Source organism: Psychrobacter namhaensis, from assembly GCF_016107545.1.
GTDB lineage: Bacteria > Pseudomonadota > Gammaproteobacteria > Pseudomonadales > Moraxellaceae > Psychrobacter > Psychrobacter namhaensis.
Map to the genome: position 1 here is coordinate 76,600 of NZ_JABASS010000012.1, position 15,230 is coordinate 91,829.

Sequence of the window (15,230 nt, forward strand, 5' to 3'; positions counted from 1 at the left end):
ACAGCCTAGCATAATCCTACAAAGATGAGCTCAATTTATTTGATTAAATCACTATTTAGGTTATGGAATTGATTGAATCAATATCAATAGCGGCTATTTAGAGTAGTATTGCAACGCTGCCTTTTTACCCAGCAGACGCTCTATTAAAACGTCCAGTTTATCATCAGATTTTGTGGCATAAAAAGTTAGTGGGAGTTGCTTGCCGTCCTTAGTATGGTTCAACGGCTTTGATAGACTATTATCTGCCCCACTACTGTCTAAATAACGCCCCTCTGTTTCATTATCAGAGCGTGCAGACATTTGATTTGCCACCAACAGCTGCTTGACTCGCTCAGCAATCGCTTGCCCAGAATCCACTACCTGTATCGATAATTGCTGCTGGGCAATCTCTTCTAATAAAAACGCTTTAAAAAACGGATAATGCGTACAGCCTAGCACCAACTGATCTACCCCATCATTCGCAAATGTGTGTAGCTGCTGGCGTAAGCGTAGCGCTGTGTCATCCTGTTCTGGCATCCCTGCTTCTACCCACGGCACCAGTTGGGGATCAAAATACTTGATGACTGCCGCGTTATTGGGGTGAGCAAAGTGGTTGATAACCTCATTAAGCAATGACCCATTCAAGGTTGCCTTAGTCGCCAATACCGCCACACGGCCACTTTTACTCGCCAGTACTGCGGGTTTCAAAGCAGGCACTAAACCTACGATGGGCAGCTGAGGATAACACCGCCTTGCGGTCTCCAACGCGTAGGCTGAGGCACTATTGCAAGCAATGACGATGAGTTTACAGCCCTGCTTATACAGCCACTCTACTGCGGTGAGTGTTAAGGCTTCAATATCATCACTATCACGACTGCCATAGGGTACATTTAGGGTGTCGGCATAATAAACATAACGCTCGGCAGGTAGCTGCTGGGCTAAATGTAGATAAATGGATAAACCACCAATGCCAGAGTCAAACAACCCTATTGGGGCGCTGCGGTCTTTATTTGTCAAAGCCGTCTGAACAGCAATGTTATTAATATCTGCTTTATTGGCCCCTATTTTTGCCGTGGTAGCCTCCTTCAAAGTCTTGCCACTAACCGTGTCTGTCCCTTTTTCAACCACATTGCTGGCATTACCTACGATAATATCCATCGTTATGCTACCGCTACTTTTATATACATATCATCATCTTAATACGAGTTAGCCACTGATAAAGTGCGTTAAATACGATGCAGCGTGTAGCTAGCAAATCGTTCCGTAAAAAATTATAGTACCTATACAGTGGATTGCAATGAATAAATTGCTGTTCATCAGTTGCTTTAAATGGTTCCTCTAAATAGTGACGGATTCTTAGTTGGCTGGCATCGACAGCTGATAAGACTTACCACCACTTTGTAAGGTGAGAGTCGTCTCGCCGTTTTGTTCGGTCAGCTCACCAATTTCGGTCAAATGATAAAAAGTATTGCGACCGATAAGTGCGGTTAAACCATTTCTCACAGGCATATAGGGCCGTACTTGCGCTTCGACTGCGACTTCCTGATTACTGTACGTCTTTAACATGATGGGGTGCTCTTCATCTAGCCGTAGCACATCGCCCGTCGTCGTCGTAAATTCCAACCAACTGGTATCGCCTTCATAGACTATACCCACATCGTTGATCAGTAATGGCGCGTCCTCAACTTGGATACGGATTTTTTGTACAGGAGTCTTTAAGAAGTACTCAGTCTTGCCGTTATTTTCTTCTTTCCATAAAATAGTGGCAAACAAGCTCACCAATGACTCACGGGTCATCTGTCCTCCTTCATGCCACCATTCCCCGTTTGCCTTTATGACTAAGTCCATATCCGCCACATTCTCAGGGTGCCACTTTTCTAGTGGCGGTATGGCACGACCTGCCCGCTCACCGGCAGTAGACTTTAGATAGTGACTGAGTGCTTCCATACTATTTAGGTTGGATACCTTGTCGTTTGGGGAGTTAGCCACACTGTTATCATTTTCCGTGATGCTTTTATTATCGTTATTCATCTTGTCATCCTTTACCTAGTGTTCAAAGTTTGGCAAATCTATTATTACTATAAATTTTAGTTTCGGGTATGATGAAACCATATTACGTCAATACCCTTATTATCTTAAACTTACCTTAACACCGATACTCATAAATGCGTATCGTGTTTGTAAGACTTTTCTTTTATAATGAGTAACGATTTTTTATTGAATTGGTCAAGTGGGTGTTGTGTTAATGACACACTTTACGTCATAGGTTGATGTCTTTAAATAATTGACCTTAACAGCAACGTGGTCAACTGATGTCACAAAGGCAGTTTTTATTGGGCAGCCATATGTCTGAGTAGCGTTAGCGCCGCAAATCTATTATTTAATTGTTAAGCTAATGATGCCCTGAGATAAGCCACTAAAAGTTTAGGAGTAGGTATGCAAGAGCAAGACAATCAAAAGCCAGTCATGGATGGTGACACTGTGAATACGGGCACGCCAGTAGCAACAGAGACGGCAGAGCCAACAGCTGCGACTCAAGAAGAGCAAATAACTGAAACAGTTGCTGCGGAAAAAGCGCCAGAGTCAGTAGTAGAGCCTGTCGCATCAGAGCCTGAGATTGAACGTGAATCAATGGAGTTCGATGTCATCATCGTCGGTGGTGGACCTGCTGGTCTCTCTGCTGCCATCCGTCTACGTCAGCTCGCTATTAAAGCCGGCAATGATGAATTTATGGTTTGTGTGGTTGAAAAAGGCTCTGAGTTCGGTGCGCATACCTTGTCTGGCGCCGTCATCGAGCCACGTGCTTTGAACGAGCTGATCCCAGACTGGAAAGAAAAAGGCGCGCCACTTAACGTGCCAGCAACCGAAGATCGCTTCTACTACTTAAACTCAGCCACGCGCTCTACCAAAGTGCCTGATTCATTAATTCCAGGTCCGATGCACAATAACGGTAACTATATTGTCTCGCTGGGTAATGTGGTTCGCTGGTTGGCCGTACAGGCAGAAGAGCTTGAAGTCATGATGTTCCCAGGTTTCCCTGCCGATGATATCTTGTATAACGACGATGGTTCAGTCAGAGGCATCTTAACAGGTGATATGGGTGTGGCCGCCAATGGCGAAGCGAAGCCTAGCTTTGAGCCTGGTTACGAGCTACTGGCCAAGTACACCATCTTTGCCGAAGGCAGCCGCGGTCATTTGGGCAAACGCTTAATCAGCCGTTTTGGTCTTGATAAAGACTCTGACCCTCAGCACTATGGTATCGGTCTAAAAGAGCTGTGGGAAGTTGCGCCAGAAAAACACGAGCAAGGCGTGGTCATGCACGGTCTTGGCTGGCCATTAACAGAAACTGGCTCTACCGGTGGTTGGTGGTTGTACTTCGATGAAAACAACCAAGTCAGTTTTGGTCTGGTCGCTGACTTGTCTTATCACAACCCATACATGTCTCCATTTGATGAGATGCAACGCTTAAAAACTCACCCTGTCATCAAAGAGGTGCTAGAAGGCGGTAAGCGTATTTCTTACGGCGCGCGTGCGCTGACTAAAGGTGGTTTGAACTCATTGCCAAAATTTACCTTCCCAGGTGGCGTATTGGTCGGTGATGATGCTGGATTTTTGAACCCAGCCAAAATCAAAGGCACCCATACCTCGATGAAGTCAGGTATGCTAGCAGCCGAAGCTATCTTTGAGGCACTGCAAGCAGATCGTCAACATGACGAAGTCGTTGCCTATAGCACGATGTATAAAGAGTCATGGCTCTATCAAGACAATTACGAGTCGCGCAACTTCTCACCTGCGATGCACCGTATGGGCCAGTTCATGGGTGGCGCTTTTATCTTTATTGAGCACAACCTGCTAAAAGGTAAGATGCCATTTACCATACATGACAATCGCCCAGACTATGATCAACTAGAACGTGCCAATCATGCTTATCAACCAACCTACCTAAAGCCTGATGGTAAATTGGTGTTTGATAAATTGTCATCGGTCTTTATATCTAACACCAACCATGCTGAAGATCAGCCGACGCATTTAAAATTGACCGACCCGACAGTACCTGTGTCGATCAACTTGCCGTTGTATGCTGAGCCAGCACGTTTGTACTGTCCAGCTGGTGTCTATGAAGTAGTAAAAGACGCTGAGGGCGCCAAGTTCGTCATCAATGCCCAAAACTGTGTTCATTGTAAGACCTGTGATATCAAAGACCCTTCGCAGAATATTACTTGGGTAACACCAGAAGGCGGCGGTGGTCCTAACTATCCAAACATGTAAATCGCAACTGCGATAATGCTTGTTTTAAGACAGTAACAGTACGCCAATAAAAAGCGCCCTTCTTTTATATAAAAGAAGGGCGCTTTTTTATACTGATACGTTTAACCATCAATATGAATCTTTCAGCTTAATCCGTCCAAGCATCACGATTGGCTTCATCTTTTAGCTTCACAAAATCATCAGGGTCAAATTTGATTTGATCGCCTGTTTTGCCTTCTTTCACTTGACGCTCATAGTCACGCAATATTCTCAGCGCCACAGGAGACAACAGTAAAATAGCCACTAAGTTGACCAAGGCCATCAGCCCCATCGATAGATCAGCAAAGTTCCAGATCGCTGGCAAACTGGCAACGGCACCGACAAACACCATGCCCAGCACCATAAAGCGGAATATCATGATCATGACTTTGGCATTTTTGGTGCCAGAGATGAACTCAAGGTTTGACTCACCATAACTATAGTTAGCAATGATGGAGGTGAACGAAAAGAAGAAAATAGCAATCGCGACAAAGATAATGCCTAAGTCACCAACATACTGCGATAGGGCCAACTGAGTGAGCTGAATACCCTCTTGCTCAACATTTGGATCGACCACACCAGACAAAATAATGATTGACGCAGTTGCTGTACAGATAATAAGGGTATCCATAAACACCCCCAGCATTTGCATAAACCCTTGCACCGCGGGATGATCAGGATGACTCTTCGCCGTTGCAGCAGCATTCGGTGCTGAACCCATACCCGCTTCATTCGAAAACAAACCACGCTTGATACCGTTGATCATGGCCTGAGCAATGCCATAACCAATAACCCCGCCAGCTGCTTGCTCAAAACCAAACGCTGACTTGACAATCAACACAATCGCTGCTGGGAACTGGCTAAAGTTAGTGACGATAATAAATAAGGCCAACAAAATATATAAAATCGCCATGATGGGTACGATTTTACCCGCGATACGCGCGACCGAACGCAAACCACCGAAGACCACTGGCGCAACTAAGGCCACCAAGACCGCGCCTGTCATCCACGTTGGCACCCCAAAGGCTTCATTGGTCGCTTGAGCAATGGTATTTGACTGTACACCGTTGAACGCCAAACCAAAAGCCACGAGCAGGCACACTGAGAAAAATATGGCTAACCAACGCTTACCGAGACCTTTTTCAATATAATAAGCAGGTCCACCGCGGTAGACATTATCATTGTGTGGGACTTTGTACGCCTGTGCTAAGGTGGATTCGATAAAGCTGGTCGACATACCAACGATCGCTGTCATCCACATCCAAAATACCGCCCCTGGACCACCGAGATAAATCGCAATCGCGACCCCGGCCAGATTACCGGTCCCAACGCGCGCCGCTAACGATGTCATCAAGGCCTCAAACGAGCTGATACCACCATCTTTACGCCCTTGATTGGAGACACGTAACAATTGCCACATGTGACCAAAATGACGGAACTGGATAAAGCGTGTGACCACGGTGAAATACAGGCCAGCCCCAATCAGTAAGAACATTAACAGTCCGTACCAAGGATTACTCGCGATCAACCAATCATTGTTTCCCCAGATAATACCAACACCGTAATTCACGATGTTATTAAACCAACCTGCTACCCCTTCGCTCATACGGACTCCTCATTTACCCTTTATATATCTTGCTTGTATGTCTTATTGATATCGTTGTCGCCCAATTCTAACCTTAAAAACGCATACTTAAAATGGCGGAGATCAAAATGTCACGTGCATTCTATAGTTATAAGGTTGTCTACAATCATCACGTTTGGTTATTAACTCAGTAACTTTATTTATAAAATAAATGTTACTTACACTTGATATCCTATAGAATGTATTGAGTAACAATTTAATAGCATAAACTAGACCGTTTACGTACTATCACCATGATGTCAACGTCTAATGTGGCAACTTACATACTAATTATTATAAATAACCTTGATTTATATGAATATTTTTTATGTTTTATTGTTGATAAAACGATTTTATCAATGTTAGTGTAAATTAACCATTCAATAATCTGCATGAATGGTGAAAGCATTAAAAACTTTAAGAGGCTTGTCAGGAAGACAAGATTGCGAAAAAGACAGCGGACTGTCCTACCTCCCCTTTCTTCCTCGATAAACCCTGTGCCTTTTACATGGCAGTCTTAATCAAAGTGACCAATGCGATACCTGACGATTGAGTGATTGTTTGCAAACACAACAGGTTAAATACGCGTGTTTATAGTTACACATTAACGGTCTCACTGTTTGTAACGCTTACTTTATAAAGCAGTACCTATCTATTTTTTATGGCCATTTAAGTGATAAAAAATAGCCAAAGCCTCTCTCATATTGTTGTTTGTGTTAACGCTGTTAGATTACTTGGTATTGGCTGTCTATCAAGCAAAGTTTTTGCTGTAGAGATAGTGTCATCGCAATCGATAAGTGCCAAATCGTCGTAATTTATTAGGGTTAGACCAACAATTGTATTTTAGGTAGACAAAAGGAGTTGTCCTATGGAAAACCACAACGATCCATCCGGTTATTGGCGTGCCAATGTCCGTCTCATTTTAGGCAGCCTGATTATTTGGGCGCTATGCTCTTACGGGTTTGGAATTTTATTACGTCCTCTTTTAGCAGGTATTAGAATCGGTGGGACCGATTTGGGCTTTTGGTTCGCTCAACAAGGATCCATTGGGGTATTTATCATTTTAATTTTCTTCTACGCTTGGCGTATGAATAAGTTAGATAAACAATACGGTGTAGACGAGGAATAGCCCCATGAGTCAATTTACGATTAATATTATTTTTGTAGGTCTATCTTTCGCTCTCTACTTCGGTATTGCGATTTGGGCGCGTGCTGGTTCAACGAGTGAGTTTTATGTTGCAGGCGGCGGCGTGCATCCAGTGGTGAATGGTATGGCAACCGCTGCTGACTGGATGAGTGCGGCGTCATTTATCTCGATGGCAGGCTTACTTGCTGCTGGTGGTTATGGTGCATCAACGTATTTGATGGGCTGGACGGGTGGTTACGTTCTACTCGCCATGTTACTTGCGCCTTATTTACGTAAGTTTGGTAAGTTTACCGTTCCTGATTTTATTGGCGATCGCTTTTATTCTAAGACCGCCGCTATGATCGCAGTGGTTTGTTTGATTATCGCATCGACCACTTATGTTATCGGTCAGATGACGGGTGCTGGTGTTGCTTTCTCACGCTTCTTAGAAGTTGAGAACACGACTGGTCTTATCATTGCAGCTGTTGTGGTCTTCTTCTACGCGGTCCTTGGTGGTATGAAAGGGATTACCTACACGCAGGTTGCGCAGTATGTGGTTCTTATGATTGCTTATACCATTCCTGCAGTTTTCATCTCACTTGAGTTGACGGGCAATCCAATTCCAGGTTTGGGTTTATTTTCAAACCATGTGGAATCTGGCGTTCCTATCTTAACCAAGCTCGATCAGGTAGTGACTGATTTAGGTTTCACAGCCTACACCGCTGATGTCCCTAATAAGCTAAATATGGTGCTATTTACCTTATCGCTTATGATTGGTACAGCTGGTCTACCACACGTTATCATTCGCTTCTTTACCGTCCCTAAAGTGGCTGACGCTCGCTGGACAGCTGGTTGGACGTTAGTGTTTATCTCGCTTCTGTATTTTACTGCGCCTGCAGTAGGTGCTATGGCGCGTCTAAACCTTATCGACACTATCTATCCACAAGGTGTCGCAGAGCCTGCTATCGACTATGATCAACGTCCAGACTGGATGAGAACATGGGAAGACACGGGCCTCATTAAATACACTGACCTTAATAATGATGGTCGTATTCAGATGTATAACGACAGTGGACTTGGCGCTGCAGAAACTGCATTAGTCACTGCACAAACTGAGGGCGGTGATGTGGCTGCCGCGACCACTGCTGTTGAGACAGCACGTGTCGCACATGATCTAGAAGTTGATGGCCGCTTTGCTGATGCAGGTTGGGCGGGTAACGAGCTTGATGTCAATGCTGATATCTTAGTATTGGCCAACCCAGAGATTGCCCAGCTTCCACCATGGGTTATTGGACTTATCGCCGCAGGTGGTCTAGCCGCAGCACTATCAACAGCCGCGGGTCTGCTACTGGCGATATCCTCAGCCATCAGTCATGATTTGATTAAACGTAATCTTAATCCAAATATTAGTGATAAAGGTGAGCTACTAGTCGCACGTATTACCATGAGTGTCGCGATTGTCGTTGCTACATGGCTTGGTATTAATCCACCAGGGTTTGCAGCACAGGTGGTAGCATTAGCATTCGGTATCGCTGGTGCCTCACTCTTCCCTGCGCTAATGATGGGTATTTTCTCTAAACGTGTTAACAATATTGGTGCGATCGCTGGTATGCTGACAGGTTTGATTAGTATCTTGGTTTATATCTTTGTCTTTAAAGGCTGGTTTTTCATCAGCGGTACGGCAAACTTCCCTGATACAGCCGACTACTGGTTGTTCGGTATCTCGCCATTATCATTTGGCGCGATTGGGGCATTGTTGAACTTTATCGTAGCGTTTATTGTTTCGTATGCGACTAAAGCACCGCCGTTACATATCCAAGAATTGGTAGAAAGCGTTCGTTCGCCACGTGGCGCTGGTGGAGCCATAGACCACTAAGCTTCCAAATGATGATATATTGTCAGTTACCATATATCACTCACAGGCAGTAGCTGCTTGTGAGTGATTTTTTTATCTCCTATTTATTATAAAAGTTTGTGGATTTTTGCTTTATTCAATGTGCCTATCGTATTAAGGAAGATTTTATGCTTTTTGAGTTTATCGCTACCATAGCTGCCGCATTTGGTATGGCTGGGCTGGCACTAATCATAACTCATCTCAGTAAACTGGCAGGCAAACGTGCACCCAAATGGCTGATCCCTCTATTTGCGGCTATCGGCATGTTTGCTTTTCAAATACACCAAGAATATAACTGGTATGGTCAACAAGTAAGTAAGCTACCAGAAGGCGTGCAAGTCGTAAAAACCGCGGAGAGTACCGAATGGTTCCGCCCATGGTCATATGCTAAGCCACAAATATTACGTTTTATAGCTGCCGATGTTGGCAACGCCACTGTGCAAATCAACAACCCAAATATATACTTGGTCAATTTGTATTTATTTGAACGGCGTAGAAGCGTGCAAAAAGTGCCACAAGTCATCGATTGCAGCATCCCTGCACGCGCAGACTATGTGTTACCCGAAAAAGGTAGCCAGCTGTCGATTGATGAACACGTGAAGCAAACAACAGCATGGCGAGATTTGGCGACCGATGATCCATTATTCACCAGTATTTGCACTGATAAAAACTAGCAATGCCATAAGCGTGAGCAATAGATCGATCTTGAGACATAACGATGAGAGCGGTTCTATCAAATTTTATGTGTTTGGGGCATTTAATAGCGCTGCGAAGTTGCTGAATAAGTATGCTTTGAGTTAGCTCCTAACAGTAGTCCGGCGCACAAACCACCAAAGTGCGCCGCAAATGAGATGCCTTGTTGGGGCATTAGTCCTTGCTTGATAGTCAGCCAATAGCCAGTCCCCATAATAATACAGGCCACTAGATATCCCCAGCGACGAGCAAACACGGCGCCGCCTATCATGTAACCGAGCATCGCAAAACACAGTCCTGAAGCACCAATATGAATAGAAGATGGTGAGCCAATCACCCAAGTGACCAAACCAGAGGCGACAATCAGCTTTAGCACAGTACGATAAGCATTTTTTTCAAACAAACCAAACAAGAATAAAATTTGTAACAACGTGACAGTGTTACCAAGTAAATGCGGAAAATTGCCATGCATCGTCCACGAAGCAAACACCCCTATCAGACTGCCCACATCTAAAGCACGCGGGACAATACCAAAAATATTCCACAGTCCAAACAGCGCGGCTTCATTCAATAAAAACATACCCCACATGGGTATTAATACAAAAGCATATAAACCAATCACCTGCTTTATTCGTATCACAATCAAGCTGAATAACTGCTGCCAATTCATACCACACCTTGTCTTTTTGTGAATGACCTTCTTGTTGCCCTACTTTTTTTAGAACCACCTTAATGACTCACAGCAAAAAGGGGGCGCTCTACCGGTGTAAAAGCCAACAAGGACGCATCTTTATCCGCCGTTAAGTAACTGTCGCCGTGTAGTAATGATGTCGAATGATAGGGAACCAGGGCAGTAGGAATGAAGCTACGTGCTGCATCAATATGTTTAATCGAGTCATCAAAAAAAATGTGGGGAGCAAACGTTCTCAGTACTGCTGTTTTTTCTAGGCCACCTAAGAAAAACGCCATATCGACATTGACTCCCCATTCTCGTAGTGTCTTAATCGCACGTAGATCAGCGGGAGCGTTACGGGCGGTCACCAATGCAATCTTTACTGGAGAGTATTTGAGACCAGCTGGCAGGCGCTCTTGTAACTTTGATAGCTTAATCAGTAACTCCGCATAAGGGCCTTTTTCGATGGGTAAGTCACGCATCTGCATTTCACGATCATGAAAGGCGCGCAGACCTTTTTGCTTATAAAGTAGCTCGCCTGAATCATCAAATAGCACCGCATCTCCATCAAAAGCGATACGTAGCTGATTGGTATCTAACTCATACGTGTTTACAGGCGTCGCATCGAGTATCGCGCAAGCGCAGATATTAGCGTCGGCAACTTGCTGCGCATCATCACGGTTGGTGGTTAAAAACAAGTCGACGTTAAAGTCCTTAATGTAAGGCGCAACAAGGCTGCCTGAAATAAACGCTGATCGTGAAATGTTAAGCCCGTGTTCAAGAATCGCGTTAAGTACTTGGATGCCTGTATCTGGACTGCTTTTTGAGACGATAACGACTTCCACTAGTGGTGCTTCAATCTCTAACTCTGTGCCATCTGTATTACAGTAGTCGTTTAGATTGAGCAGTGCTTTGATCAACGGATAGCCAGCACCAATACTCAAAGGATCGTTTTCACGCTCGGTCATGTAGTCACGGAACTCTTTAATAGCGCTGGTAGGTCGCTGCTCTAAGAGCTGCAGTAAATAATTTTCTGACTCTGTTAAGTCAAAAAGCGCGGTTGCAGAAATCGCGACTATTAGCGTGTTACTAAAATCGACTGCCATGTATCTTCTCTGCCTATCATGTTATCTATACGAAAATATCTACCAGTTTACTACATTCACCCGCCCTTAGAATGCTAAGAAAAGTTATCACTGTGCAATATAACTTAACCGTACAACGATGCTTGAACTTGAGCGGACAAAATAACAGCTCAAAGTGTCTTTATTATTTTTATATGATGGTGAGCAGTCTAGCCTCTAAACCAACTTATCGCTTTCCCATAAAAAAGCCACATTGTGATGACCACAATATGGCTTAAAACATAGATAAATTGTTAGACAACGGCTTACCAACTCTTCAGACTTTCTTTTATCGTTAGCCCTTACGTTAACAACACTAGAGATATGGCTGGGAACGCAACCAAAATAACCAGACGAATCACATCAGAGACAATAAAAGGCGCGACCCCGCGGAACATATCGGACAGCTTAATGTGCGGTGCCATCGCTTTAATGACAAAAATATTCATCCCCATGGGCGGCGTGATCAAACCAAGCTCTACCGTCAACACCGCAATAATACCAAACCATACCGGATCAAACCCTAAAGCAACTATGATGGGATAGACCACAGGAATGGTAATGACCAACATCGCTAAAGCATCCATGAACAGCCCAAGCAAAAAGTACATAATCAAAATACAGATGAGTACCACCATCGGACTGACTGCGAGTGTACCAATCCAAGTCGCGAGCGAGTAAGACAAGCGAGAGACTGAGATAAAGTAGCCCAATGCCTCTGCACCCAGCAGCATAAAAAACACCACCGCAGATAGTGCGAGCGTTTCAATGAGCGATTGCTTCAATCCTTTCATACGTATGCCTTTGGCAAAAGCATAAGCCCAAGAAACAAAAGCACCTACAGCTGCCCCTTCTGTTGGGGTAAATAACCCAAAGAAAATACCAGCAATAATCACAATAAAGATAAAACTAAAGGGTATCAGACCAGTTAATGATACAAGCTTTTCTTTCCAAGGCGTAGACTCACCGCGACGCGCTAAGTGGGGCTTCCAGCGCACCATGATCATGACCGTGATCGAATACATCACCATGCCAAGCATACCCGGTAAGAAGCCAGCAATGAACATATCACCAACAGATTGCTGCGTTAAGATGGCGTAGACCAGTAAGGCAATACTGGGCGGAATCATGATACCCAGCGTACCGCCAGCAGCAAGGACACCGCAGGCAAAGCCTGGCTGATAACCGTACTTCTCCATCTGTGGTAAGGCAACTTTCGTCATAGTAGAAGCGGTAGCGAGAGATGAGCCTGAAATGGAAGCAAAGATACCAGAGGAGCCGATACCAGCAATACCAAGGCTTCCCCTCACCCCACCAAATATGGTTCGGGTGGCTTCAAACAGTTTGCCCGCCATACCCGAATGGGTGGCAAAGACCCCCATCAAAATAAACAAAGGAATGGCACTAAAGTCATATTTGGCCAAGACATCGACTGGGATGTCTTTGAGCATTTGTAGGGCGCCGCTAGGGGCGGTGACCGCACCAAACCCAACGAGACCCACACCTAACATCGCAAGCGCTACCGGTACACGTAAGACGACCAGTAAGATCATGACGATTAAGCCAATTGCACCGATAATTTCTGGACTCATGCGCCTGTCTCCTCGGCATCAAAGAACTCGCCTGTCTTAAAGATATTAATAGATTCGATCAGTGAGCGAATGGCGAGCAACAGGCTTAAAAAGGCGCTGATGGCATAAATGGGCATCATGGATATACGCAGATCTTGGGTGACTTTGCCGTACTCAAGCGCGTCAATGGCACTCTCATAAAGACCCCAAGTAAAGACAACGCCAATAAAGAAGAAGCCAAGCATGAAGAGGCCCATCAAGTAACCTTTGATGGACTGAGGCATTTTCTGGGTAAAGACGTCGACGATGATTTGTGAGCGCTCGACGAAAGCGGCAAAGGCGGCCAGCAACGCAAACAGCATAAAGTAGGAGACAATCTCCACACCCCCTTTGACCGTAAATCCAAGCTCACCACCAGTGAGCTTGAAGATGTAGCGGGCAGTCACGTCTAACATGGTGGTTAGGACGATAATGATAAGGCTGATGCCACCAATAAATTGGCACAGCCTTGAGATGAGGGTACTAAGTTTTATTAAGAATGTCATAAAGCGCCTCCAAAGAGTTATACCACTTTACAGGCGGCACTGGCAGCTTTCGCTTTTTCATAGACACTATCAGCGTCTAGACCCAAAGCATTGACATCACTTAGGTATTTTTGTGTTCCTTTTTGCAGCGGTCCTTTCCAGTCTGGATCGTTTAGGGGATCAGGTATTTCAATGATTTCATCGCCTTTATCTTTGGCAGCTTGTATGGCCATTTGGTCATGCTTGTCAAACACTTCACCAACTTTATTGGCCAGCGCCATCCCTGAGTTTTTATCCAAAACTTGCTTTAAATCATCAGGTAAACTTTCATACTTGTCCTTATTCATAGTGACCATAAGTGCCGAACTATAAAAAGGGATATTGGTGTGATACTTAGTAATCTCGTCAATCTTAAAGGCCGTTACCGCCTCCCAAGGGAAGCTTAGCCCATCAACGACTCCGCGCTGTAGCGAGGTATACATGTCATTGGCAGGTAATCCGACAGGCGACGCACCCGCACTTTCAATAATATCACCAGCAACCGCAGAGGGCCGGCGGATACGCATACCTTTCATGTCTGCTGGTGTTCGAATCAGCTTATCCGTCGTATGAAGCGACCCAGGACCCGCACCATACATGAACAAAAGGTGTGTGTCCTCATATTCACTAGCAAGTGTGCCATCATTATAAAGGGTTTGCAGCATACAACCCATTTGGGTGGCTGAATTCGATAAGCCCGGAAGCTCAGTGATCTGAGTCAAAGGGAAACGACCATTGGTATAGCCATGAGCTTGTGAACCAATATCTATCGTTCCTTTCGCAGCAGCTTCATAAGTAACATCTGCTTTGGCAAGACCCGCTGAAGGATACAGCTCTACTTTTAGGCGACCATTAGAGTCATTTTCTATTTGTTTGGCCCAAGGCTCAAATACTTCTGTGCTAATAGAGGAAGTTGCTGGCCAAAAGTGAGAAAAACGTAAGACAGTGGGATCTTGAGAGGTCGCTGATGAGCCATTAGCAGTACTAGCCGATGGATTAGAACAGCCTAAAAGACTAATAGCTGCTAAAGCACCTATTGAAAAAAGAGGAGCTAACTTCATTATCAATTCCTTTTGATAATTATGAGAATAGGAGTAACACTTATATTTAGTGCTTTAAGCCACTAACGTGCCGTTATATTTAATCAGCTAATACTTCCATGTGGTTAGCTTCAATAACATACCATTTAAAATTATCAGTTAAAATGATATAAGTCAAATCATTTTAAAAATATATTTATGTGAGTTTTAGGGTCCGGTATGAGTTTTATGCAATAGGTTTAAGCAAAGAAGTGACGTTCACACATAAACGTTCAAATGAGGAGCGGTAGAAAGCAGTTGATTGTGAAAGCTCCAAACAACCCCAACAAACCACACACAAAGAAAAGCCCCTTGATACGTTAATATCAAGGGGCAAATCAGGAATAGAGAGCTGACGAACGAGAAGAGCGCCATTAAGGCAAAGCATTGCTAACTGCGAGCATAGCTTTTGTCTTGCGTCGGGCGAAACCGTATTTCGCTTATTCCTCCTCAAGGCAGCGCAAGAGCAAATCCTTTCAATAGGATTTGCTGGGTAGGTCACTAGGAATAAAAGATAAAAAAAAGAGCCACCCGGTTAAGGATGACTCTTTTTAAGTATAAGGAGCTGACGATGACCTACTCTCACATGGGCGAACCACACTACCATTGGCGCTACG

General features: G+C 44.5%; 12 protein-coding genes. 4 read left to right on the top strand and 8 right to left on the bottom strand.

Going from position 1 to position 15,230, the window contains the following annotated elements; genetic code table 11:
* Nucleotides 1-93: 93 nt before the first annotated feature.
* Both murI and JFC06_RS09615 read right to left on the bottom strand, forming a co-directional pair.
* Nucleotides 94-1,137: a glutamate racemase gene (gene murI / locus JFC06_RS09610; protein WP_198334873.1), complete on the bottom strand. Its 1,044-nt coding sequence runs from the start codon at nt 1,135-1,137 to the stop codon at nt 94-96.
* A 198-nt stretch (nt 1,138-1,335) separates the two neighbouring features.
* Nucleotides 1,336-2,010: a DUF1285 domain-containing protein gene (locus JFC06_RS09615; RefSeq protein WP_198334874.1), complete on the bottom strand. Its 675-nt coding sequence runs from the start codon at nt 2,008-2,010 to the stop codon at nt 1,336-1,338.
* Nucleotides 2,011-2,610: 600 nt separating this feature from the next.
* Here JFC06_RS09615 and JFC06_RS09620 point away from each other — a divergent pair.
* The gene (locus tag JFC06_RS09620) at nt 2,611-4,248 is read left to right on the top strand and encodes an electron transfer flavoprotein-ubiquinone oxidoreductase (RefSeq protein WP_193004708.1); all 1,638 of its coding nucleotides are present in this window, start codon (nt 2,611-2,613) and stop codon (nt 4,246-4,248) included.
* A gap of 127 nt (nt 4,249-4,375) precedes the next feature.
* Here JFC06_RS09620 and JFC06_RS09625 read toward each other — a convergent pair whose 3' ends face one another.
* Nucleotides 4,376-5,872, bottom strand: coding sequence for an alanine/glycine:cation symporter family protein (locus JFC06_RS09625; protein ID WP_193004695.1), 1,497 nt, complete (start codon nt 5,870-5,872; stop codon nt 4,376-4,378).
* Nucleotides 5,873-6,758: 886 nt separating this feature from the next.
* On the opposite strand from JFC06_RS09625, the gene JFC06_RS09630 reads away from it, so the two are divergent.
* The 3 genes from JFC06_RS09630 to JFC06_RS09640 all read left to right on the top strand — a co-directional run bounded on the left by JFC06_RS09630 (nt 6,759) and on the right by JFC06_RS09640 (nt 9,584).
* A complete protein-coding gene (locus tag JFC06_RS09630; protein WP_193004696.1) occupies nt 6,759-7,019 on the top strand; it encodes a DUF4212 domain-containing protein in 261 nt (86 codons plus the stop codon).
* A 4-nt stretch (nt 7,020-7,023) separates the two neighbouring features.
* Nucleotides 7,024-8,892 (top strand): sodium:solute symporter family protein, encoded by a 1,869-nt coding sequence (locus tag JFC06_RS09635; protein WP_198334875.1) that lies wholly within the window; start codon nt 7,024-7,026, stop codon nt 8,890-8,892.
* 146 nt (nt 8,893-9,038) lie between these two features.
* Complete coding sequence (locus JFC06_RS09640) at nt 9,039-9,584, top strand: DUF721 domain-containing protein (protein ID WP_198334876.1); 546 nt, start codon at nt 9,039-9,041, stop codon at nt 9,582-9,584.
* Between the two features lie 83 nt (nt 9,585-9,667).
* Here the strand turns inward: JFC06_RS09640 and JFC06_RS09645 are convergent, their stop codons facing one another.
* From JFC06_RS09645 to JFC06_RS09665, 5 genes are all read right to left on the bottom strand, one after another.
* Nucleotides 9,668-10,273, bottom strand: a complete 606-nt coding sequence (locus JFC06_RS09645; protein ID WP_198334877.1) for a rhomboid family intramembrane serine protease — start codon at nt 10,271-10,273, stop codon at nt 9,668-9,670.
* 59 nt (nt 10,274-10,332) lie between these two features.
* The gene (locus JFC06_RS09650; RefSeq protein WP_198334878.1) at nt 10,333-11,382 is read right to left on the bottom strand and encodes a 5'-nucleotidase; all 1,050 of its coding nucleotides are present in this window, start codon (nt 11,380-11,382) and stop codon (nt 10,333-10,335) included.
* A gap of 320 nt (nt 11,383-11,702) precedes the next feature.
* Nucleotides 11,703-12,992, bottom strand: coding sequence for a TRAP transporter large permease (locus JFC06_RS09655; protein ID WP_198334879.1), 1,290 nt, complete (start codon nt 12,990-12,992; stop codon nt 11,703-11,705).
* On the bottom strand, nt 12,989-13,516 hold the full coding sequence (locus tag JFC06_RS09660) for a TRAP transporter small permease (protein WP_198334880.1): 528 nt from the start codon (nt 13,514-13,516) through the stop codon (nt 12,989-12,991). Before JFC06_RS09660 ends, JFC06_RS09655 begins: the two co-directional genes overlap by 4 nt.
* Nucleotides 13,517-13,533: 17 nt before the next feature.
* The gene (locus JFC06_RS09665; protein ID WP_198334881.1) at nt 13,534-14,595 is read right to left on the bottom strand and encodes a TRAP transporter substrate-binding protein; all 1,062 of its coding nucleotides are present in this window, start codon (nt 14,593-14,595) and stop codon (nt 13,534-13,536) included.
* Between the last annotated feature and the right edge of the window lie 635 nt (nt 14,596-15,230).